Annotated in this window: 21 protein-coding genes; 7 read left to right on the plus strand and 14 right to left on the minus strand. The window is 65.0% G+C overall.

All coding sequences use genetic code 11. The features are described 5' to 3' along the window. Nucleotides 1-921 (minus strand): tRNA pseudouridine(55) synthase TruB, encoded by a 921-nt coding sequence (gene truB, locus QRN59_RS18700; protein ID WP_284983955.1) that lies wholly within the window; start codon nt 919-921, stop codon nt 1-3. An 86-nt stretch (nt 922-1007) separates the two neighbouring features. On the opposite strand from truB, the gene QRN59_RS18705 reads away from it, so the two are divergent. Then, complete coding sequence (locus QRN59_RS18705; RefSeq protein ID WP_284983956.1) at nt 1008-2162, plus strand: pyridoxal phosphate-dependent aminotransferase; 1155 nt, start codon at nt 1008-1010, stop codon at nt 2160-2162. 31 nt (nt 2163-2193) lie between these two features. Here QRN59_RS18705 and QRN59_RS18710 read toward each other — a convergent pair whose 3' ends face one another. The 6 genes from QRN59_RS18710 to rimP all read right to left on the minus strand — a co-directional run bounded on the left by QRN59_RS18710 (nt 2194) and on the right by rimP (nt 8799). Further along, nucleotides 2194-2679 carry a nucleoside deaminase gene (locus QRN59_RS18710; RefSeq protein WP_284983957.1) on the minus strand — a complete coding sequence of 162 codons (486 nt, stop codon included), beginning with the start codon at nt 2677-2679 and terminating at the stop codon, nt 2194-2196. Nucleotides 2680-2795: 116 nt separating this feature from the next. After that, nucleotides 2796-3305, minus strand: coding sequence for a 30S ribosome-binding factor RbfA (rbfA, locus tag QRN59_RS18715; protein ID WP_236816645.1), 510 nt, complete (start codon nt 3303-3305; stop codon nt 2796-2798). Between the two features lie 334 nt (nt 3306-3639). After that, complete coding sequence (infB, locus tag QRN59_RS18720) at nt 3640-6480, minus strand: translation initiation factor IF-2 (protein WP_284983958.1); 2841 nt, start codon at nt 6478-6480, stop codon at nt 3640-3642. 196 nt (nt 6481-6676) lie between these two features. Further along, the gene (locus tag QRN59_RS18725; protein ID WP_284983959.1) at nt 6677-6973 is read right to left on the minus strand and encodes a YlxR family protein; all 297 of its coding nucleotides are present in this window, start codon (nt 6971-6973) and stop codon (nt 6677-6679) included. Between the two features lie 222 nt (nt 6974-7195). Then, nucleotides 7196-8176, minus strand: coding sequence for a transcription termination factor NusA (gene nusA, locus QRN59_RS18730; RefSeq protein WP_078105700.1), 981 nt, complete (start codon nt 8174-8176; stop codon nt 7196-7198). Next, nucleotides 8176-8799, minus strand: a complete 624-nt coding sequence (rimP, locus tag QRN59_RS18735; RefSeq protein WP_078105701.1) for a ribosome maturation factor RimP — start codon at nt 8797-8799, stop codon at nt 8176-8178. Before rimP ends, nusA begins: the two co-directional genes overlap by 1 nt. A gap of 167 nt (nt 8800-8966) precedes the next feature. On the opposite strand from rimP, the gene QRN59_RS18740 reads away from it, so the two are divergent. The 3 genes from QRN59_RS18740 to QRN59_RS18750 are packed head-to-tail and all read left to right on the plus strand — an operon-like array spanning nt 8967 to nt 11833. Continuing rightward, nucleotides 8967-9971, plus strand: coding sequence for a DUF4439 domain-containing protein (locus tag QRN59_RS18740; protein WP_284983960.1), 1005 nt, complete (start codon nt 8967-8969; stop codon nt 9969-9971). Between the two features lie 51 nt (nt 9972-10022). Then, nucleotides 10023-10751 (plus strand): VIT1/CCC1 transporter family protein, encoded by a 729-nt coding sequence (locus QRN59_RS18745; protein WP_284983961.1) that lies wholly within the window; start codon nt 10023-10025, stop codon nt 10749-10751. 35 nt (nt 10752-10786) lie between these two features. After that, nucleotides 10787-11833, plus strand: a complete 1047-nt coding sequence (locus QRN59_RS18750; protein ID WP_284983962.1) for an aminoglycoside phosphotransferase family protein — start codon at nt 10787-10789, stop codon at nt 11831-11833. Here QRN59_RS18750 and QRN59_RS18755 read toward each other — a convergent pair. From QRN59_RS18755 to QRN59_RS18765, 3 genes are read right to left on the minus strand one after another with little or no spacing between them, the layout of a single operon-like run. After that, a complete protein-coding gene (locus tag QRN59_RS18755; protein ID WP_284983963.1) occupies nt 11830-13251 on the minus strand; it encodes a pyridoxal phosphate-dependent decarboxylase family protein in 1422 nt (473 codons plus the stop codon). The two genes, QRN59_RS18750 and QRN59_RS18755, sit on opposite strands and share 4 nt — an antisense overlap. 56 nt (nt 13252-13307) lie before the next feature. Then, entirely contained in the window at nt 13308-14105 is a 798-nt protein-coding gene (locus QRN59_RS18760; RefSeq protein ID WP_284983964.1) for a sulfite exporter TauE/SafE family protein, read from the minus strand. Next, nucleotides 14102-15913, minus strand: coding sequence for a proline--tRNA ligase (locus tag QRN59_RS18765; protein WP_284983965.1), 1812 nt, complete (start codon nt 15911-15913; stop codon nt 14102-14104). The genes QRN59_RS18760 and QRN59_RS18765 overlap by 4 nt, the downstream gene beginning before the upstream one ends. 627 nt (nt 15914-16540) lie before the next feature. Between QRN59_RS18765 and QRN59_RS18770 the strand changes: the two genes are divergently transcribed. Genes QRN59_RS18770 through QRN59_RS18780 form a run of 3 tightly spaced genes read left to right on the plus strand, consistent with a single transcriptional unit; the run spans nt 16541 to nt 18671 of the window. Next, nucleotides 16541-17305, plus strand: a complete 765-nt coding sequence (locus tag QRN59_RS18770) for an ABC transporter ATP-binding protein (protein WP_284984078.1) — start codon at nt 16541-16543, stop codon at nt 17303-17305. An 8-nt stretch (nt 17306-17313) separates the two neighbouring features. Beyond that, on the plus strand, nt 17314-18057 hold the full coding sequence (locus QRN59_RS18775; protein ID WP_284984079.1) for an ABC transporter permease: 744 nt from the start codon (nt 17314-17316) through the stop codon (nt 18055-18057). Beyond that, on the plus strand, nt 18054-18671 hold the full coding sequence (locus QRN59_RS18780; RefSeq protein ID WP_284983966.1) for a TetR/AcrR family transcriptional regulator: 618 nt from the start codon (nt 18054-18056) through the stop codon (nt 18669-18671). Before QRN59_RS18775 ends, QRN59_RS18780 begins: the two co-directional genes overlap by 4 nt. 76 nt (nt 18672-18747) lie before the next feature. Here the strand turns inward: QRN59_RS18780 and QRN59_RS18785 are convergent, their stop codons facing one another. The 4 genes from QRN59_RS18785 to QRN59_RS18800 form a co-directional block, all read right to left on the minus strand. After that, nucleotides 18748-19635, minus strand: a complete 888-nt coding sequence (locus QRN59_RS18785; protein ID WP_284984080.1) for a GNAT family N-acetyltransferase — start codon at nt 19633-19635, stop codon at nt 18748-18750. Next, entirely contained in the window at nt 19598-20764 is a 1167-nt protein-coding gene (gene ispG, locus QRN59_RS18790; protein ID WP_284983967.1) for a flavodoxin-dependent (E)-4-hydroxy-3-methylbut-2-enyl-diphosphate synthase, read from the minus strand. The genes QRN59_RS18785 and ispG overlap by 38 nt, the downstream gene beginning before the upstream one ends. A 66-nt stretch (nt 20765-20830) precedes the next feature. After that, entirely contained in the window at nt 20831-21124 is a 294-nt protein-coding gene (locus tag QRN59_RS18795; RefSeq protein ID WP_234753085.1) for a YciI family protein, read from the minus strand. Nucleotides 21125-21198: 74 nt separating this feature from the next. Next, complete coding sequence (locus QRN59_RS18800; RefSeq protein ID WP_284983968.1) at nt 21199-22530, minus strand: M50 family metallopeptidase; 1332 nt, start codon at nt 22528-22530, stop codon at nt 21199-21201. Nucleotides 22531-22537 lie beyond the last annotated feature (7 nt).

Raw genomic sequence — 22537 nt, forward strand, 5'->3', positions numbered from 1 at the left:
CTAGTGTGCCTGCTTTTCGTTGTCGGGGGCGAACACCAGGACGGGCTTGGCGAAACTCCCCGCATCGGCCAACAACGCCACCAGCTCCCCTGACGGTGAGAACGCGGCAGCCGGGTTCTCGGCGGTGGCCGCGTCAGCCGTGCCTGCAGCGGGTCCCGCGGCGATCCTGCGGCCAAAGGAGATCTCGGTGGTTTCGGCGTCGCTCAACTCCCGGTTGGGCATGAGCGCGCGGGCGGCGGCGGACATGTCGAGGACTTCGAGTTCCTCGGCAAGCTGCTCGAGGGTGCGGGCCTGCTCCAGGGAGTACGGCCCCACCTGGGTGCGGCGAAGCGCCGTGAGATGGCCGCCGACGCCGAGAGCCTCACCAAGATCGCGCGCCAGCGCGCGGATGTAGGTGCCAGAGGAGCACTCGACGGTCACGTCGATGTCTACCACCCTGCCGTCGTCGACCCTCCGGATGGCGTGGATCTCGAAACGGTGGATGGTCACCGGCCGTGCTGCGAGCTTGACCTCTTGCCCCGAACGGACGCGCGCGTAGGACCGTTCGCCGTTGACCTTGATGGCGCTGACGCTGCTGGGAACCTGCTGGATCTCGCCGCTGAGCTGCGCGACGCCGGCACGGATGGCTTCCTCGGTGACCCCGGCGGCGCTGCGGCTTTCCGTGATGTCGCCTTCGGCATCGTCCGTGATGGTTGATTCGCCGAGCCGGATGGTGGCGGAGTACGTCTTGGAGGTGCCGACAATGTACGTCAGCAGCCGAGTCGCCTTGTTGATACCAAGCACAAGCACCCCGGTGGCCATGGGGTCCAGGGTCCCCGCATGGCCCACTTTCCGGGTACCGGCCAGTCGCCGCATCCGTCCAACCACATCGTGGCTGGTCCATCCTTGCGGCTTGTCAACGATTACCAGTCCAGAAAGCACGCCTCCCAGTATATCCGCGCCGGGGCATGCATCCTGCGGCCCGCGGCTTCCCTGAACGGTCCGGGACCGCGGCTAAGATGGCTCCCATGCCTGAGCTTGCCGCACACGTCCGCGAAGTGCCCGTCAACCAGATCCGCGAGATCACCGAGGCCGCGTGGAGCACCCCCGGGGCGATTGTCCTCAGCATCGGCGAGCCCGGCTTCGCGCTGCCCCGGCACATCCTGGACGCGGGGATCGCATGCCTGGACAGGGACGAGACGAACTACACCCCCAATGCCGGGATCCCGGCCCTGCGTGAAGCCTTCGCCGATCGGTTCCGTGCCCACAACAAAGTGGATCTCGGGGCGGAGCGCGTGTACGTCGTGGACGGAGCCCAGCAGGGGCTGCATTTCGCAATGAGCCTGCTCCTCTCCCCCGGAGACGAGATCCTGATTCCCAATCCGGGCTACCCTACTTTTGCCATGACGAGCCATTTGCTGCACGCCGTCCCGGTGCAGTATCCGCTCTATCCCGAGCACGAGTTCCAACCCCGCATCGAGGACATCGAGGCACTGATCACGCCCCGGACCAAGGTGTTGGTCCTGAATTCGCCGTCCAATCCCCTGGGCGCGGTGATCTGCGAGGAAACGACGCGCCAGCTCGTGGAATTGGCCGTCAAACACGATCTGTGGATTATTTCGGATGAATGCTACGAAGCCTTCACCTTCGACGTTCCGCACACGAGCCCCGCCCGCTTCGACAGCATTGTTCCCGGGGAGGCGCGCGTCTTCACGTCCCTGACCTTGTCCAAAACGTACGGGCTCACCGGGCTGCGGATCGGCGCGCTCATTTGCCCGCCGGGCCTGGAACGGAAGATGAACAACGTCATGGAAGCGATCGTTTCGTGCGTGGCTTCGCCTTCCCAGTACGCTGCGGTCGCTGCGCTGACTGGCCCGCAGGACTATGTGGACACCGCACGCGAGCATTACCGTTCCAACCGCGACGCCGCCTCGGCAGTGCTTGCGGAGAAGGGCATTCCCTTCCTGGGCGCGCAAGGGGCTTTCTATCTCTGGGCGGACGTCTCGCATGTGAGCGAAGGGGACGTGCGTACCTGGGTGCACCGGTTCCTCAAGGATTCGGGAGTGGCCGTCGCACCGGGCACCGCGTTCGGTTCCATCGGCGAGGGGTGGATCAGGATCGCGTTGTGCGGTGATCACCAGCAGCTGCTCGACGGCGTCGGGCGTCTTCCGGAGCGCGTTTAGGGCCCGGCACTTTGGCTGGCGGCGGCCGGTTTCAGTATTTGGTCCGGTTTTTGTGACCGCGCCAGGCATCGAAAGGAGCCTCCGATGCGGCGACCTCCGTATGTTGAACGGGCAGCAGTTCAGGCCTGTTGCCGTCGAAATATTCGTAGAACACTGCATCGTCGAAGCCTGCGGCTGCGGCCCCGTGCCGATCCGCGGCAAAGTAGACCCGGCTCACGCGGCCCCATAGGGCCGCCGAGAGGCACAAAGGGCACGGTTCGCAGCTTGAGTAGAGCACCGAGCCGCTGAGATCGAAGCTTCCCAGTTCCGACGCAGCCCGCCTGATGGCCACCACTTCGGCGTGCGCTGTGGGGTCGTTGTCGCGAGTCACCCGGTTGACACCGTCATGGAGCCGTCCGTCCGGGGTGACCACGACGGCGCCGAAAGGGCCGCCGCCGTCGGCGACGTTTTGAACCGCGAGCCGCAGGGCGTGTTCGAGGTAGTCTTCGGGACTCTGAGCTGCATCGTGCGCCGACATGCTCCGATCTTAGCGACGGCCCGTCAATTTGGCCCGGCTTTTCACGGTTAAACAGGAAGGACCGAATCCTGCAGTCCTAAGGGCTGCGGATCCGGTCCCGTCCGGGAAGCGCTGGACTACTTGCCGCCGTCTTCGTCGATGTCTTCATCGGCACGGAGGTCGATGTCTTCCTCATCAAAGTCGTCTTCGTCGATGTCCGCATCCTGCGGGGCATCGCTCTTGTACGGGTCTGCATCGCCTGCGTGCTTGGCGCCGGCGGCCAGCGCGGCTACCTCGGCGTCGCGCTGCTTGGCGGTGCGCAACAGCTCCTCAAGGTTCGAGGCATTGACCGGAATAAGGTCGGCAACGAATTCCAAGGTAGGAGTAAGCCGCACCGTGATGTTACGGCCCACTTCCTGGCGCAAAACACCCTTGGCCTTCTCCAACGCCCGAACAGCATCCGAATGAGCGGCTTCGTCACCGAAGACGGTGTAGTACACGGTGGCGTGCTGAAGATCGTTGGTGACGCGGGCATCCGTAATAGTGATGCCCTCAACCCGCGGATCCTTGATCCGCCGGCCCAGTGCCTCAGCAACAACAACCTTAATCCGCTGCGCCAACTTGGCAGCGCGTGCCGGATCAGCCATGACAACTCCTAAATTTCGCGTACGACGGCGCGTTAGCAACTTGCGTACTTAAGTTCTGTATAGTGCGACGCGCTTAGTGCGAGTCTACGACCGGCCGCCGCGTTCCGCGGAGGCCGTTGGAGCCGATATGGGGGCCCGGGAGTGGCATCTAAGGTGACAGCCGAGGGACCCGATGCGAGCTTGCGAGCATTGGGAAGGCTGCCACCGCTGCCGGAGCTGGGTGGCTGACGTCGCAAGACGTCAGCCACCCAGCGAAGGGGCGGGGCCCCCATGTCGGCGGAAAGGGCCGGGGCCGCCGGAAGAATCCAACGGCCCCGCCCTCTATTTTTCGTCCTTAGACGCGCGGCTTTTCGCGCATCTCGAAGGTCTCGATGATGTCACCTTCGTTGATGTCGTTGTACGAGCCAAGACCGATACCACACTCGAAGTCCGTGCGGACCTCCGTGGCGTCGTCCTTGAAGCGCTTGAGCGTCTCAACGGTGAGGTTGTCGCCGATGACCTTGCCATCGCGGCTGACGCGTGCCTTCGTGTTACGGCGGATGATGCCCGAGCGCACGATGGAACCGGCGATGTTTCCGAACTTGGAAGAACGGAAGACTTCGCGGACCTCGGCGGTACCGAGCTGGACTTCCTCGTACTCCGGCTTGAGCATGCCCTTGAGGGCCAGCTCGATGTCATCGATTGCCGAGTAGATGACGGAGTAGAAGCGCATGTCCACGCCTTCGCGATCGGCAAGGTCGGCCACGCGCTCGGCGGGCTTGACGTTGAAGCCGATGATGATGGCGTTGTCCACCGTGGCGAGGTTGACGTCGTTCTGCGTGATGGCACCCACACCGCGGTGGATGACCCGCAGCTGAACGTCTTCGTCGCCGACGTCGATCTTGAGCAGTGCGTCTTCGAGGGCTTCGACGGCACCGGAAACGTCACCCTTGAGGATGAGGTTGAGGGTGTCGATCTTGCCCGCGGCAACTGCCTGGTCGAAGTCTTCCAGGCTGATGCGCTTGCGACGCTTGGCCAGTGCCGCGTTGCGGTCGGCTGCTTCACGCTTTTCGGCGATCTGGCGGGCCGTACGCTCGTCGGAGGTCACCAGGAAGGTGTCACCTGCACGCGGTACGTTGGACAGACCCAGGACCTGGACCGGACGGGACGGAAGCGCGACGTCGAGGGCGTTGCCGTCTTCGTCGAACATGGCACGGACGCGGCCGTGGGCCGTACCGGCCACGATCGTGTCGCCAACGGCCAGGGTACCGGACTGGACCAGGACGGTGGCCACGGAACCGCGGCCCTTGTCCAGGTTCGCTTCGATGGCAATGCCTCGAGCGTCCTTGTCCGGGTTGGCGCGCAGGTCCAATGCGGCGTCTGCGGTCAGCAGGACAGCGTCGATCAGTTCGTCGATGTTGATGTTCTGGCGGGCAGAAACCTCAACGAACATGGTGTCGCCACCGTATTCTTCGGGAACCAGACCGTACTCGGTGAGCTGGCCCTTGACCTTGTCCGGGTTCGCACCTTCCTTGTCGATCTTGTTGACCGCGACGACGATCGGCACGTTGGCCGCTTGTGCGTGGTTGAGTGCTTCCACCGTCTGCGGCATGACGCCGTCGTCGGCTGCGACAACCAGGATGGCGATGTCGGTGACCTTGGCACCACGTGCACGCATGGCGGTGAACGCCTCGTGACCGGGGGTGTCAATGAAGGTGATGTCGCGCGGAGTGCCTTCGTGGATATGGCTGATCTGGTAAGCACCGATGTGCTGCGTGATGCCGCCGTGTTCACCGGCAACCACATTGGTCTTCCGGATGGCGTCGAGCAGTCGGGTCTTACCGTGGTCAACGTGACCCATGACGGTGACAACCGGGGGACGCGGTTCGAGGACGTCGTCGCCTTCGGCTTCCAGTTCGGCATCAAGGTCGATGTCGAAGGAGTCGAGGAGCTCGCGCTCTTCGTCTTCCGGCGAAACTACCTGGATCTTGTAGCCGAGTTCAACACCCAGCAGGCCGAAGGTGTCTTCGTCCAGCGACTGCGTAGCCGTTGCCATTTCACCGAGGTGGAACAGAACGGTCACCAGCGCGGCGGGGTTCGCCTCGATCTTGTCGGCGAAGTCCGTAATGGACGAGCCACGACGGAGCCGGACTACGGTGTTGCCGTCGCCGCGGGGTACGGATACGCCGCCCAGCGACGGAGCACTCATCTGCTCCAGTTCCTGACGCTTTGCACGCTTCGACTTGCGCTGCTTGCCGCGTCCTGCGCCACCCTTGCCGAAGGCACCCTGGGTACCGCCGCGTCCGCGGCCACCCTTGCCGAAGCCACCGCCGGCGGGAGCTCCGCCACCGGTGCCTGCACCAGGAGCGCCACCCGGACGGCCGGGGCCGCCACCACCGGGACGGCCAGCGCCACCCGGACGGCCTGCGCCACCGGGAGCGGGACGCTCGGTGCGGTTGGGCATCATGCCCGGGCTGGGACGGTTACCTGCGGGGCCACCTGCGGGACGCGGAGCGCCCGGACGGGGAGCACCGGGGCGCGGAGCACCCGGACGCGGACCACCGGAACCGGCTGCGGGACGGGGACCGCCTGCGCCGGCCGCGGGACGAGGACCGCCGGGACGTTCGCCGTCAGTGCGGCCACCGGAACGGGGCATGCCCTGCGATGTCGCGAAGGGGTTGTTGCCCGGACGGGGAGGACGCTCGCCGTCGCCACGGCCGCGGGGCATGCCCTGCGAGGTCGCGAACGGGTTGTTGCCCGGACGGGGGCCGCCGGGCCGCGGTGCCTGGCTGCCCGGACGTGCCGGGGCAGGGGCTTCGGCCTTGGGTGCCGGACGGGCGCCCGGCTTGGCGAAAACAGGGCTTGCTGCAGCTGCGGGAGCCGCAGGCGCTGCCGGGGCGGGGGTCTCAGCCTTGGGGGCGGGAACCGGAGCCTTGGGCGCAGCGGGGCCCGGAGCCGGGCGGGATGCTGCGGGTGCGGCAGGTGCCGCGGGGGCTGCAAGGCGAGGGGCTGCCGGGGCAGCCGCCTTTGCAGCGCCGGCACCCGGGTAGGCGTCGCGAAGCTTCTTCACGACCGGTGCCTCGATTGTCGACGAGGCGGAGCGAACGAATTCGCCCAATTCCTGCAGTTTTGTCACTGCATCTTTGGAAGTAATACCGAGCTCTTTGGCGAGCTCATGTACGCGGACCTTGGCCACATTTCTCCTGTCTCGGTCCGCACCGAGCCAGGCACGAACCGTCTAATTCTTACTGCGGGCCCCTGCCGCGAACGCGGCGGATAGGCCCTGTGCAGAGCGCAACAAAGTTGTCATCGTTGCGCACTCATCGCTGGGAACTCATCGGGTTTCCATCAGTTTTCTGACCCGCTTTCAGGTTTGGACGGTTTTCCTGCTTTCACGGAGTGTCCGCAGGGGGTATGACTGCCGCCAGGTAGCTTTCGACGGCGGTGACTTCACTTGCGCCCGCGAGGGCCCTTGCGAAAGCACGCCGTTTGCTTGCCAGCGTCAGGCATGTGGTGCTGGGGTGCAGCCACGCACCCCGGCCAGCCATCCGGCGTCGTTCATCCACCAGGACGACGGGTGACCCGCCGCCTTCGGCGACAAGCCGGATCAACTCGCTCCGCTTGCCTTGTTTCCGGCATCCGATGCAGGTGCGCACAGGCTGGCGCCTGGTGTGAAGCAGTTCAGTCACTGGGTGTATCAACCTGCCTCAGTGTCTTTACCTGTCTTCTGCTGTTCTGCTTTGCTCGGCGCGCGCCCCTGCCTTGTTGGAGTTGTTGCCCCACAAGTCGCGAGCACGCCAAAGCGCACGGATACCGGGCATAGGCCCGGTTCCATCTATTCTAAGCCCCCGAGGGCCCGGCCACCGAATCCACAGGTGCAAGGATCCGGGGCTGGGCACCGTTTGGTGTGTTTAGTTGCCCTTGGCCGGAGTGGCGTCGGAGACGATGTCGATCCGCCAGCCGGTCAGCTTGGCTGCGAGGCGGGCGTTCTGGCCTTCCTTGCCGATGGCGAGGGACAGCTGGTAATCGGGAACAACCACCCGGGCGGAGCGCGTGGCTTCGTCGGTGATAGTGACGGAATTCACGCGCGACGGCGACAGGGAGTTTGCGATGAAGGTCGCCGGATCTTCGCTGAAGTCGACGATGTCGATCTTTTCGTCGTTGAGTTCGGTCATGACTGCGCGGACACGGGAGCCCATTTCACCAATGCAAGCACCCTTGGCGTTGATGCCCGGGGTGTTGGCTTTCACAGCCATCTTGGTCCGGTGACCGGCCTCGCGCGCCAGTGCCACAATCTCGACGGAACGGTCCGCGATCTCCGGGACCTCCAGTTCGAAAAGCTTCCGGACGAGGCCCGGGTGTGAACGCGACAGCGTGATGGAGGGGCCCTTGGCGCCGCGGTGGACGTCCACCACAAACGCGCGCAGGCGGTTGCCGTGGGTGTACTTCTCCCCCGGCACCTGCTCGGGCGGCGGCAGCAGGGCTTCCACGGAACCGAGGTTCACCTGGATCATGTGCGGGTTGTTGCCCTGCTGGATCAGGCCGGCAACGAGTTCACCTTCACGGCCCTTGAATTCGCCGAGGACGTTGTCGTCCTCGACGTCGCGCAGGCGCTGCAGGATGATCTGCCGTGCGGTGCTCGCCGCGATGCGGCCGAATCCCGCGGGAGTGTCCTCGAACTCGCCGATGGCTTCACCGTCGTCGTCGATTTCCGTGGCCCAGATGGTCACGTGCCCGCTCTTGCGGTCCAGCTCCGCACGGGCCTTTTCGAAAGCGCCCGGCGTCTTGTGGTAAGCCACCAGGAGCGCCTGCTCGATGGTGGGAATCAGGAGGTCCAGCGGGATTTCACGCTCACGCTCCAGGAGTCTCAGCGCACTCATGTCAATATCCATTAGGCCTCCTCGGAAGGTCCGTTGTACTCGTCTTCCAGCACGGCCTCGTTGAGGTGGCTGAACTCTATCTCGACTTTTCCTTGGCGGATCCTGTCGAAAGGAATTTTTACGGGTTCGCCCTGCTTGGGCTTCATGCCCTTCTTGACCTCTTGCTCGGGAACCAGTGTGACGCCGTCGTCGTCGACGGACTGGATACGGCCCGTCAGGTTCTCTCCCTGGATCACGTTGACCTTGACCATGCGTCCGCGGGCCCGGTGCCAGTGGCGGGGCTCCGTGAGGGGCCGGCCGACGCCGGGCGAGGAGACCTCGAGGTCGTAGGGGCGGCCGTCGGTGCGGGGATCATTGTCCAGGATGTCCGAAAGAGCCCTGGAGATTTCCGCGATGACGTCCAGGCTGACGCCGCCGGTTTCCTCCTGGGGCAGGTCGATGACCACGTGGACTACCCGGTGCGAACCGGCAACCTGGATGGCAACATCCTCAAGATAGAGCCGGCTCGCCAGGACGGCAGGCTCCAGAAGCGCCTTCAGCCTGCTCTCCTCGGGGTTGCGGACCTCGTGTTGTGCTGGACTCGTCGGATCCGTTCCAGCCTGGTCTGTTGAAGTCGTGGCTTCCGAATGACTCACTGGCCAGCCGCCTCCCGATAGATGATGTTGTGACTACTAGCTTAACGATATTTATGGCGGCGTGGTGCACGGGGCTCCCCCACGGGAGACGCAAGTGGTCCGTGGGCGTGACACCATAGTCTGTTGTGAACCACGAGACTGTTGAGAAACCACGGAGCCATGGCTGGATGAGGGCCCTCCTGCTGGCGTTCCTCGCAGTCCTCGTCCTCGGAGTCGGCGCCGTGCTTGTCCCGCGGGACGCCGGAAGGCCCCAAGCGGCGCCGTTTTCCGAAACTGCCCGTTCCGAAGCGCTTTCTTCGACCGAGACACTCCTGGGTAGCGCATCCCTCCTGGAGAGCACGGACACTGTGATGTTGCTGACAAGCCAGGCGCAGGCGCTGCTGCAACCTTCCAGCTCTTCGGCGTCGAATACCCCCACGGCTTCCCCAAGCCCCGGCGCCACCCGGGACCGCCCGACGCGGGCCGGCTTTGTCTCCGCGCTCGCCTTGAGCGCTTCCCGTCGCTTGGCGGACGCCGCGAACGCCGACGGCGGCATGGCGCGGCTGCTGGCCGCCGTCGGGACCGCCCAGCTGCTTGAGTCATCGCGACTGGCCGCAACCTGGGGCCTGCCGGTACCGGCAACCCCGGCCGAGGCGAGTACCGCCCCGGGTCCGCCGCCGAGCTGCCCTGCCCCGTCTGGTACGTCGACGACGGCACCGACACCGGGCACGGCGCCCACCAAAGCCGATTTGCCCGCAGCCCTTGCCGCTGTCGTCAGCTCCGAACAGGAGGCGATCTATGCGTACCAAGTGGCCCTGACCAAGCTGGACGCGAAGGCATCGGCGACGGCAGCCACCTGGTTGGCGCGCCATCAGGAACTGCTCCGGGGAGCGGAGGCCCAAGGCCGGCTGCATTGCATCGCCACACCTCCGCGGGAAGCCGGCTATCGCCTGCCTGCCACTTTCGCCGCCAAACCCGGACTGGCGCTGGGAAGCATGGAGGCCAGTTCGCTGACTGCCTATGCCGACCTCGTGGCCTTGTCGGAGGGCCAGACGCGCCAGTGGGCCATCGACGGGCTTGTCGACGCCGCCAAACGCAGCCAAGCCTGGGGAACTCCGGTTGGCCCCTTCGCCGGACTTTCGATCGACAACACGGCGCTCCCCCCGCTGCCGACCGGCACCGCGGCTCCATAGGAAAGCCTTTCTTTGCTGGCGGCAGCAGTTTCCAAGTGCTTGGCTTGTACCATGGCTTCCATCGAAACTGCAGCCCTGCACGAGAACGAACCACACGCCAACGACCTCGCCCACAGACTCAACTGGCTCCGGGCCGGGGTCCTTGGCGCCAATGACGGAATCGTCTCCGTTGCCGCCATCGTGGTGGGCGTCGCCGGCGCCACGACGAACACCGGCGCCATCCTCACCGCTGGAGCAGCCGGACTCGTGGGTGGCGCGGTGTCCATGGCACTCGGCGAGTACGTATCCGTCAGCAGCCAAAGCGACAGCCAAAAGGCGCTCATCGAGAAGGAACGCCGGGAACTCGCCGAGGAACCCGAAGAAGAGCTGGCGGAATTGACCGCGATCTACGAGGCCAAGGGCCTGCGGCCTGAAACCGCGCGGAAAGTGGCCGCGGAGTTGACCGAGCACGACGCCTTGGCCGCACACCTCTCCGCCGAATTGAACATCGACGAAGACGACATCGTCAGCCCGTGGCATGCGGCCTTCGCGTCCGCCATTGCCTTCACCCTCGGCGCGGTGCTGCCCCTGCTCGCGATTCTGCTCCCGCCCCCGGGGCTGCGTGTCCCGCTGACCTTCATTTCCGTGCTGCTTGCGCTCGCAATCACCGGAGCCATAGGAGCATGGATCGGCGGCAGCTCGAAGACCCGCGCTGCCGTGCGCGTCGTCATCGGCGGAGCCCTTGCGCTTGCCGCGACGTTCATCATCGGAAGCCTCCTGGGCTCCTCCGGAGTGGTCTGAACCGCTCCCGGACCGGCTTGGGTAGGCTGGCAGTGATGACTACCTTCGTTTCCATCCCTGGCGACCTCCAGGCACGCTACTCCCGCACAGCGGAGGGGCGGGCGTGGCTCTCAGGGCTGCTCGGGCTGATCGACGCCAGCTTGGAACGCTGGCAGCTGTCCGTGGACCTGGAACCTGGCGCGGAACCATGGAACGGCCACGGCGGGATCGTCGTTCCGGTCCTCCACAACGGCGCCCGTTCGGTGCTCAAGATAGCGTTCCCGCACGAGGAGGCCCTCGTTGAACGGCATGCACTGGCCCTGTGGGGCGGTACCGGGGCCGTAAAGCTGCTCGACGCCGATGCGGCCTCGTGCGCGATGCTCCTGGAGCGGCTCGACCCCGTCAGCTGGCTGCAGAGCGCACCGATGGACGAAGCCCGCGACATCTGGGGATCGCTCGTGAGGGAACTCAGCATCGAGCCGGACGAGCGGCCGGAATGGAAGGAGTTCGAGCACATAGCGGCCCGTGCCGAGCGCTGGAGCGATGAGTTGCCTGCCGACTGGGAGCAGCTTGGCCAGCCTTTCCCCCGATGGCTCCTCGAAGCCGCGTTGGAGGTGTGCCAAACTCGGGGCGCTGTGGGGCGCCGGGCGGGCAGGGACGTCCTGGTGCATTGCGACCTGCATTTCATGAATATCCTCCCCCATCTCAATGGCGCCCTCCGTGGCCCTCTCAATGGCGCCCGGGCCATCGAAAAACGCGGATATGTGGCGATCGATCCGCAACCGATGATCGGTGAGGCGGAATTCGCCGTCGCCCCCATCTTGTGGAACCGTATCCGCGATCTCTCCACGACGGCTCCGGAAGTTGCGCTCCTGGAGCGCTGCGCGGATTTCAGCAGCGCGGCTGGCCTGGACGGCGAAGCGGCCCGGGAATGGAGCCTGGTCCGCGAGGTCGAAAACGCCCTGTGGTATGCGGGAAAACCACGACATGAGGGCGATCTGGCACGCTCCTTGTGGGTTGCCAGCACCCTCGCAGGACGGCCTCTGGACGGGCTGCCCGCCGCGCACGATCTGCCCGAACCGGGACTGGCCGCCTCGACTTAGCTTCGGGGCGCCGAGTCGTCCAGACGTCCGGCTTGGCCGGTGGCCTCCAGCGCGTCTTTCACGGCCTGCACAGCGATATCCAGGTCTGCCGAATCCGTTGACCAGTTGGTCACCGAAACACGCAGGATATCCCTGCCCTGCCAGCGCGAACCGGACATCCAGACCCTCCCGTCGGCCATGATGAAGTCCGTCACTGCGCGGGTCCTCTCGTCTGAACCGAACGCCAGGGACAACTGCGTGAACATCACATCGTTGAGGACCTCGACGCCGGGCACTTCGGCAAGCCGCCTGGCCAATTCCGCGGCACACTCCGCGCGTCCTGCGACAAGCTCCCGCACGCCGTCGCCACCCAAGGAGCGCAAGGCCGCCCACACCGGCACTCCCCTGGCACGGCGGGACAACTCGGGCACCTTCTCCATGGGGTCGCCGGGGCCGTGGTCATCCTGCATCAAGTATTCGGCGTGCATGCCGATGGCGGACCGCAGGGCAGCAACGTCGCGTACCACCACGATTCCGGCGTCGTACGGCACGTTGAGGGTCTTGTGGGCATCGGTTCCCCACGAATCGGCCAACTCGACGCCCTCGACAAGATGCCGCAGTGCCGGCACGGCCGCTGCCCATAGGCCGAAAGCCCCGTCAACGTGGACCCACGCGCCGTGATCCTTCGCAGCCGGAATCGCCTCGAGGAAAGGATCGAATGCTCCGGAATGCAGGTTCCCGGCCTGGAGACACACGATTGCCGGACCGGAACCGGCTTCCAACGCGGCCCGCAGCGCGGCTGGATCGATACTGCCTTGTTTGTCCGCCTCGACAACTTCGGGTGCCCCGAACCCTAGGAAGCGCAGTGCCATGTCAAGGCTCTCGTGCCGCTCGGCACCGACGAGGACACGCAGTTTCGGCGCGCCTTGGAGTCCCGCGGCGTTGACATCCCAGCCGACACTGGCCAGCTGGCGCCATCGGGCCGCAGCGAGGGCCGTGAAGTTGGCCATGCTGGCGCCGGTCGCGAATCCGACGTCGGAGCCAACAGGCAGGCGGAGAAGCTCAAGGAGCCATCGCCCGGCAGCCTCTTCGATCCCGGCAGTGGCGGGTGTGGCGAAGCGCAGACCCGAGTTCTGGTCCCACGCGGAAACCATCCAGTCCGCGGCCATGCCTGCCGGCACCGTACCGCCGATGACCCAACCGAAGAAGCGCCCCGATTGCATGGCCATCAGCCCGGGCTCGGCGTGTTCGGCGAGGAAATCAATGACTGCGGCCGGATCGAGTCCGGTGGCCGGGAAGGGTCCGCCGAAGACCGCCGTGATGTCTTCGGCCGCAGTACTTGGCCGTACCGGCCGCCCAGGCAAGGCCCTCAACCACTCGCGGGTATGTTCCCATGCACGTTCGAGTGCCTGCTCATAGTCGCCGGAATCGACCCACATGAGTGCATGCTACGCCCGCGGGATCCCTCCGGCCATCGCTGGCGACAACCGGAACACTACTTGGCGAAGTAGTCGTTCCAGACGTCCATGCCGAGTTTGATGATCAACGCGCCGACCACGATCAGGAACACGATCCTTACAAAACCGCTGCCCTGTTTCACGGCGGTCCGCGCGCCCAGGTAGCCGCCGGCCATGTTGGACAGGCCCAGCACCGCGCCGACGCCCCAGAGAAGTGATCCGTGCGGCAGGAAGAAGAACAGGGCACCGGCGTTCGTCGCCATGTTGACGATCTTGGCTTTGGCGCTGGCCTCAAGGAAGGCATAGCCCATGGCGGAGACGAGGGCTATCACCAGGAACGAGCCTGTCCCGGGACCTATCAGGCCGTCGTAGAACCCGATCACGGCACCTATGGCACAGGCCACGACGTAGTGCGTGTGGCCGTCGTGACGCAGGGCAGTCAACTCGCCTGCATTGGGCCGCAGCGCGGTGAAGAGCGCGACCGCAATGAGCGCCACTACGATGATGGGTTTGAAAACGCTCGCGGGAAGGTTGGCGGCCAGGACTGCTCCCCCGAAACTGCCCGCGAGGGCAATGACCGCCATGGGTATGGCCGTCTTGAGGTCAGGGCCAACCCGACGGTAATAGGTGACGGCACTGGTGGTTGTCCCGAAGATGGAGCCCATTTTGTTGGTAGCCAGCGCCTGGACCGGGGTAATCCCCGGAACCAGGAGCAAGGCGGGGAGCTGGATCAGTCCCCCGCCGCCCACCACTGCGTCTATCCAACCGGCTGCGAATCCAGCCACCACGATCATGATGAGCGTGGTGAGCTGGACCGACTCGAAGCCGGAGATCACTTCTGTCGTACGGCGTTGACCACGTAGTCGGCAGCCTTCTCGACTGCCACGTTTTCGGCCTCACCGGTGCGACGGTCCTTGATCTCCACAACACCGTCAACCAAGCCACGGCCGACCGCCACGATGGTGGGGACGCCCACAAGCTCCGCATCACCGAACTTCACGCCCGGGGAAACCTTGGGGCGGTCGTCGTAAATCACGTCGAGGCCGGCGGCCTCAAGTTCGGCGGAGAGCTTCTCGGCTGCCGCGAAGATTTCCTCGCCACGTCCGACGGCGACCACGTGGACGTCCGCGGGGGCCACGGAGCGCGGCCAGATCAAGCCGCGGTCGTCGTTGTTGGCCTCGGCCAGCGCGGCCACGGCGCGGGTCACGCCGACGCCGTACGAGCCCATGGTGACCACAACCTGCTTGCCGTTCTGGTCAAGGACCTTCAGGTCGAGGGCCTCGGCGTACTTGCGGCCGAGCTGGAAGATGTGGCCCATTTCGATGCCGCGTGCAGTCTCCAAGGGACCGGAGCCGTCCGGGGCTTCGTCTCCCGCGCGGACCTCGGTGCATTCAATGACGCCATCCCAGGCGAAATCGCGGCCGGCCACGAGACCGAAGACGTGCTTGCCGTCTTCGTTCGCTCCGGTGACCCAGCTGGTACCCGAGACAACCCGGGGATCAACAAGGAAGAGCAACTTGGACGTGCCTTCGATCCCGAGAACGGCTTCGCCGAGGACCAGCCCGGGGCCGATGTAGCCCTTGACGAGTTCCGGGATTTTCTTGAGGTCTTCCTCGTTGGCCGCTTCCAGCCCGATCTCCCCGGCAATCGGCAGGAATGAACCGATGTTGGCTTCGACGCGCTTGAGGTCCACCGCGCGGTCACCGGGAACGCCGATGACAACGATCTGGCGCTCGCCGGTGGGCAGCGTAACAGCGAGGACAACATTCTTGAGGGTGTCGGCGGCAGTCCAGGCGCCGCCGTCGGAATCGCTGCGGGGAGCGAGCTGGTTGGCAGCCGCCACGAGGGTTTCGATGGTGGGCGTGTCCGGGGTGTCGAGGACGCGTGCGGGAGGGGCGTTGCTGAAGTCGATCTCGGCGGGGACCACGGTGGTCACGGCTTCGACGTTGGCCGCGTAGCCGCCTGGCGAGCGCACGAAGGTGTCCTCGCCGATCTCGGTGGGGTGCAGGAATTCCTCGCTCTTGGATCCGCCCATGGCGCCTGCCGTGGCGGCTACGGGGATGACCTCAAGGCCAAGGCGCTCGAAGATTTTCAGGTACGCGGCGCGGTGGGCCGCGTAGCTCGCGTCCAGGCCGGCGTCGTCGACGTCGAACGAGTAGGAATCCTTCATGATGAATTCACGGCCGCGGAGGAGGCCCGCCCGCGGACGTGCTTCGTCGCGGTACTTATTCTGGATCTGGTAGAGGCTCAGAGGCAGGTCCTTGTACGAGGAGTACAGGTCCTTGACCAGGAGGGTGAACATTTCCTCGTGCGTGGGAGCGAGAAGGTAATCGGCACCCTTGCGGTCCTGGAGGCGGAACAGCCCCTCGCCGTATTCGGTCCAGCGGTTGGTGGCCTCGTACGGTTCCCGGGGCAGCAGTGCCGGGAAATGGACTTCCTGGGCGCCGATGGCGGCCATTTCCTCGCGGATGATCTGCTCGACCTTGCGCAGGACGCTCAATCCCAAAGGCAGCCACGTGTAGATGCCCGGTGCGGCACGGCGGATATAGCCCGCACGGACCAGGAGTCTGTGGCTTGCGACTTCGGCGTCGACGGGATCTTCACGCAAGGTGCGCAGGAATAGCTGGGAGAGGCGAAGGACCACGGGTCAGAATCCGTTTCTATGGCAAGAGCTGGCAAAAACTACTGTGTACCAATCTACCGGCTTGTGGCCGAGGAACCTGCCGGGCCCGTCCCCCGCGTTCCTCCCCGATGCAGGCACCCCACCACAAACGAAGATGAGCCACGCCATGGTGCGAGGAAGCCCCTGGCCGCTGGGCGGCTGGTCATCCTGCCATGGCGTGGCTCAGCGGCCGGTCGGCCGCGGGCGTTGTCCTGGAGCCTTAGTCAGACTTGTCGAATGCCTTCGAAGGATCAACGCTTACAGCCATTTGGTTGGTGTTTCCTCTCTGAAACCGCCCGCGCCCCAGCGACACGGCTGGTTCTGAATTTATGTGATGGTGGACACTTTTTTCAAGGGCTTGGACTTATCAATATTTGTTAGTGCATGGGCTATAGCCCTAGCAACGAACAACGCGGGGTCACTTAGCGCCCATCCGGAGGTCCGACATGGGCCGTAAGTGACCCCGCGTTGCAGAGCGAAGGCCCAGATCCGACCCTCGAGGCTCACAGTTGACGAGCCCGTGTATCGAACTTACCTTTTATTCATCACCTGATGAATAAATCGGAGGCCGCGATGTCCCACAGCCCAGCGGGAAGTCCCGCACCAGGCATGTCCCCCGCGCCCCCGGCGGTCACAGCGGAGGGCCTGCATGTCACGCGCGGCCACAAGAAGATCCTGCGCGGCTTGGACTTCGCCATCGAGCCCGGGCGCATCACGGGCCTGCTCGGACCCTCCGGGAGCGGCAAGACAACGCTCATGCGCTGCATCGTGGGGGTCCAGCGCCTTACAGCCGGCAGCGTTGAAGTATTGGGCCGTCCGGCGGGTACGCCGTCATTGCGGCACGACGTCGGATACGTCACCCAGGCACCGAGCGTCTACACGGACCTCAGTGTCGAGGCGAATGTCAGGTATTTCGGAGCCATGCACGGCGTCTCGGCGGCCGACACCGCGGAGGCGATTGCCGCCGTCGGGCTCGAATCACTGGCGCGGCGTAAGACGGCAGACCTTTCCGGCGGTGAATTCAGCCGGGTGTCGCTGGCCTGTGCGCTCGTCTCGCATCCGAATCTGCTGGTCCTCGACGAACCGACGGTTGGCTTGGATCCGGTACTGCGTGCCGAGCTGTGGGAACGGTTCGCCGCGATGGCCGAAGCCGGCACCACCCTGTTGGTGTCGAGCCATGTCATGGAAGAGGCCTCGCACTGTTCCTCGTTGCTCCTGCTTCGCGACGGTCTGCTGCTGGCGCAGCTCAGTCCGGCGGAACTCAGCGAGCGGGGACACAGCAACGATCTGGAACAGGCCTTCCTGCACATCATCCAGGAAGCGAGCGTTACTTCGAACCGCCGGGGTGCAGATGAAAGCCAGGTGGCGTCATGAATCCAAGGATGATGTTTGCCACCACCAGGCGGGTTTTGGATCAACTGCGGCACGACCACCGCAGCGTCGCGCTCATCATGGTGGTTCCCGCCCTGCTGCTCACGGGCGTCTACTATCTGTTCGAGAACGAAACCCTGCCTCCCGGATTCCCCCGCACCTTTGACCGTGTGGGACTCATGATGCTCGCCATTTTCCCGTTTGTGGTGATGTTCCTGGTCACGTCGATCACGATGTTGCGCGAAAGGACCTCGGGGACGCTGGAACGGCTCCTGACAACGCCAATCCACAAAGCGGATCTCCTCTTCGGCTACGCGTTCGCGTTCTCCATCATGGCGGCCCTGCAATCGCTCGTCGCCACGGCCGTGGCCTACTGGATCTTCAATCTGGATATCAAGGGCGGTCCGGGTTTCGTCGTGATGATCGCCGTCATCAACGCAGTGCTCGGTGTCGCCCTCGGCCTCTTGTGCTCAGCCTTTGCGCGGACCGAATTCCAAGCGGTGCAGTTCATGCCGGTAGTGGTGATACCGCAGATCCTGTTGTGCGGACTCTTCGTGGCCCGGGACCACATGAACGGCCTCCTGGAGGGCATTTCAAATGTGCTGCCGCTGACGTTTTCGGTCGACGCGCTCCAAAAGATCGCCGACAACACCGAGGCGACGCAGGCCATGTGGCAGGATGCCGGGGTCATGGCGGCGATCGTGGTGGGAGTATTGGTCCTGGCCTCGTTCACCCTCCGACGGCGAACCTCGTGAGCGGGGCCTTGCCTCCCTTGCGGCGGGGACGCCGCAGCGGCGGAAGCGACTCGCGCGAACGGATCCTGGCCACAGCGCGCCGGCTTTTCGCGGAGCATGGGTTCGACGGCACGAGCCTGCGGCAAGTGGCGCGCGAAGCCGAAGTGGACCCGGCCATGGTCCACCACTTCTTCAAGGGCAAGGACGAACTCTTCGCCCAGAGCATCGAACTCCCGGCGGATCCCGACGAGGTCCTTGCCGGCGTCGAATCGTTGGATCCATCGCAACGCTCGGAGGCAATCGTCCGCGCCGTCGTGCGTCTGTGGGAAAGCCCCGCGCAACACGGGCTTGTCGCGTTCGTCAGGGGAACGATCGGTTCCAAGGCAAAGACCGCCCTGCTGCGCGAGATGGTGTCCCGGACCATTCTCTCCAGGATTACGGCCGGGCTTCCCGGCTCCCCCGAGGAAGCAAGGATGCGCGGCAACCTCGTTGCCACGCAAATGGTGGGGCTCATGCTGATGCGCTACGTGGTCCGGCTCGAACCCCTGGCTTCGGCCTCCCAGGATGAGGTAGTGCGGCTCGTCGCCCCGAACGTCCAGCACTACCTCACGGGCGAGCTCACTCCTCCCAACTGACTCGCATTTGTTGTCGTTATGAGCCCTCAAAACGACAACTACTGCGAGTCAGTTGGGGTGGTCAGTACAGAACCGGTCAGTACAGAACCGTGGCGAAGGTTCCGAGGCGTTGGAAACCGACCCGCTCATAGGTGGCGCGAGCCCTTGTGTTGTATTCGTTGACATAGAGGCTCGTGATCGGCGCGAACTGCTGCGCCAGGACAACCACTCCCGCCATGTACCCGGCGCTGAGTCCCTGGCCGCGGAACTCGGGGTTCATCCAGACACCCTGCACCTGGGTGGCCTGCGCGGTGACCGCCCCGAGTTCGGCTTTGAACTTCACGGTCCCGCCTGCGTCGATGTGCACCAAGGAATGGCCTTGCCGGATCAGTCCGGCCACCCTGCGGCTGTAGAAGTCCTCGCTCCCGAGAAAGGGCGAATAACCCACTTCCTCTTCGAACATGGCTGCGCAGGCGGGCAGGATCCGGTCGAAATCGGCGATGTCCCCGAAGCCGAGCTGCGCATTGGCTTCGACGGCGGGTGGCCCCGAGATCGCCAGAAGCGGCTGGTCGGCCCGTACTTCGTGGGCGAAATGCCCCAATTGCTCCAAACGGGAATGGAGCGCCAGCACGGTCTCCGCGGGCCCGAAGATCGAGGCATAGCGACGTCCGGCCCGGTGTGCAACCGCCGCAACGCGGGAAGCCAGTCCGGGGTCCAGCTGCACCGGAACCAGGTTGGCGCCGGCCCAGCAGGCACCTACCAGGGCGTCGCCGTCGAACACTCCAAAGACGCTCGCGCCACCGGAAGTGGGTGCGGCGCTCCCCGACGAATCGAGGTGCGCCAGAATGAAGACGTTCGCTACCGGGTCTTCCATCGCGAGCACGCGAAGGGCCCGGGTGTCGGCAGCGCCGAGCACCCGGACGGAAATCCCATCGGCGGCTGTCTCGTTACGAGACGCTAACCACGGGGCTACCCTTGACAGCATCTTCGCCATCGGCCTCCCCCACCTCTTCGGCGATACGCATGGCCTCTTCGATCAGTGTCTCAACAATCTGGCTCTCGGGGACAGTCTTAATGACTTCGCCCTTCACGAAGATCTGGCCCTTGCCGTTTCCGGAGGCTACACCAAGATCTGCTTCACGTGCCTCGCCCGGGCCGTTCACGACGCAACCCATGACGGCGACGCGCAGCGGGATCTCCATTCCTTCAAGCCCTGCCGTGACCTGCTCAGCGAGCGTGTACACGTCCACCTGGGCGCGTCCGCATGAAGGGCAGGAGACGATTTCGAGTTTGCGGGGGCGCAGGTTGAGGGACTGCAGGATCTGGTTGCCGACCTTGATTTCCTCAACTGGCGGCGCGGAGAGGGACACTCGGATGGTGTCACCGATACCCCGGGAAAGCAGCGCACCGAAGGCCGTTGCAGACTTGATGGTGCCCTGGAAGGCGGGTCCGGCCTCGGTCACGCCAAGGTGCAGGGGCCAGTCGCCCTTTTCGGCAAGCATCTCGTAGGCGGCCACCATGATGACGGGGTCGTTGTGCTTGACGGAGATCTTGAAATCGTGGAAGCCGTGTTCCTCGAACAGCGAAGCTTCCCACACGGCCGACTCGACGAGGGCTTCCGGCGTGGCCTTGCCGTACTTCTTCAGGATGCCGGGCTCCAGTGATCCAGCATTGACGCCGATCCTGATGGAGGTGCCGTGGTCCTTGGCGGCCTTGGCGATTTCCTTCACCTGGTCGTCGAACTTGCGGATGTTGCCCGGATTGACGCGCACCGCGGCGCAACCTGCCTCGATCGCGGCGAAGACGTACTTCGGCTGGAAGTGGATGTCTGCGATGACGGGAATCTGGGACTTACGGGCGATGATCGGCAGTGCCTCGGCGTCGTCCGCGGAAGGGCACGCGACACGCACGATGTCACAGCCGGACGCCGTCAGCTCCGCGATCTGCTGCAGCGTGGCGTTGATGTCCGTGGTGGGCGTGGTGGTCATCGATTGCACGCTGATCGGTGAATCGGAGCCGACGCCGACCGAACCCACCTTGATCTGGCGGGTCTTGCGGCGGGGCGCGAGAACGGGGGGCGGGGCTGACGGCATTCCCAGGCTGACCGAGGTCACGTGGACTCCTTGGGTTGAAATGGGTGGATCGTAGGGCCGGGATCAGGACCCCGGCCGGTCATGTTGCTAGGAAGCGTGGGCGGAGAGCATTCCGATAATGGGGTTCCACTCGGACGTCCGGATGCCTGCAATCCCCCGGACGGCGGCGAACGGATCCTCCTTCAACGTGGCGTTCAGCTCGGACTCGTCGGCGGCCTCGAGCAGCAGCAGCGCACCCGCGCCGTCGGTGTAAGGGCCGCTCGCCAGCAGGGTTCCCTGCTCGGCGAGGCTGGCGAGCCAGGCGCGGTGGGCAGGCCGGTTCGCGTCGCGCACCTCGGCGGACTCGGCGTCGTACACGTACTCAACAGCGAAAACAGTCATATGGATAGCCTATCCCCCCAATTCAGGGGCCGGCCCAATCCGGCGCGTCCACCGAGAGCTCACCCACACCCGGATCAGCCGAAGAGGTTGACAGGCTTGACGATGTCCGCGTAGATCAGCAAAGCGCTCATGGCCATGAGGATACTCGCCACAACATAGGTGAGCGGCAGGAGCTTGGCGATGTCGAAAGCCCCTGGATCCGGTTTGCCGAACAGCTTGGCGATTCGACGCCGGGCTCCCTCGTAGAGCGCGCCCGCCACGTGTCCGCCGTCGAGCGGCAAGAGCGGAACCAGGTTGAACACGGCGAGGGCGAAGTTCAGTCCGGCGAGGAGCCCCACGAGGGCGCTGAGGCGCGATTGCAGCGGAACCTGATCCATGGCAGCCACTTCACCGGCCACCCGGCCAACGCCCACCACGCTGATGGGGCCGTTGGGATCGCGCGGTTCGGAGCCGAAAGCCGCTTGCGCCACGCCGACCACCCTGGCGGGGAGGTTGAGGATGACTCCTGCGATTTGCTTGATGTTCTCACCGGCCATCGGAAGAACGGTCGACGCCGGTTGGGGCACCATGGCGGTCTGCGCGCCGATGCCGAGGAACCCGACTTCCTCGTACAACGGCTTGCCGTCCGGGCCCTTGGCCTGCAGGCCGTTGTCGCCGATGACGGGGCGCGCGGACAGCACGGGGGTTACTTGCGTGGTGACGCTCTTGCCGCCGCGGTCCACGGTGATCTGGACGGCCTTGCCGGCGGATGCCCGGATCCAGCCGCTCATTTCGGCCCAGCTGGTCACTGGCTTGCCGTCAAAGCTCGTGACGACGTCGTTGGGCTGGAGCTTGGCCACTGCGGCCGGGGTCAGTTGGCAGTTCGGGGAGTTCGGATCGACGGTCTCGCCGGCCTTGACCTGGCACTTGGACACCTCGGCAATGGTGGTGGTAGCCGTGGACACGCCGAAGCCCATGAGCAGCACCGCGGTCAGAACAAGGCCGATGAGCAGGTTCATGGCCGGCCCACCCAGCATGATGATGACCTTTTTCCAGACCGGCAGCCTGTAGAAGACCCTGTTCTCGTCGCCGGGGCCCACTTCCTCATGCGCCGCGGACCGGGCCTCGGTGGCGAGGGTCTGGAACATGCCGGTGCTGGACGGCCTGACGCTGCCATCTTCCTTGTTTGGCGGGTACATGCCGATCATGGCGACGTAGCCGCCTAGCGGGATGGCCTTGACGCCGTATTCGGTCTCGCCTTTCCGCGTGGACCAAAGGGTGGGGCCGAACCCGATCATGTATTTGGTGACGCGCACTTTGAACAGCTTGGCGGGAAGCAAGTGCCCCACCTCGTGCAGCGCAATGGAGACGGCCACGCCGATCGCGACGAAGACGACTCCGAGAATGAACAGAATGACGGGATTCATGCCTTAA

The sequence above is a fragment of the Arthrobacter sp. efr-133-TYG-118 genome, from assembly GCF_030209755.1.
In the GTDB taxonomy this organism is placed as follows: domain Bacteria; phylum Actinomycetota; class Actinomycetes; order Actinomycetales; family Micrococcaceae; genus Arthrobacter.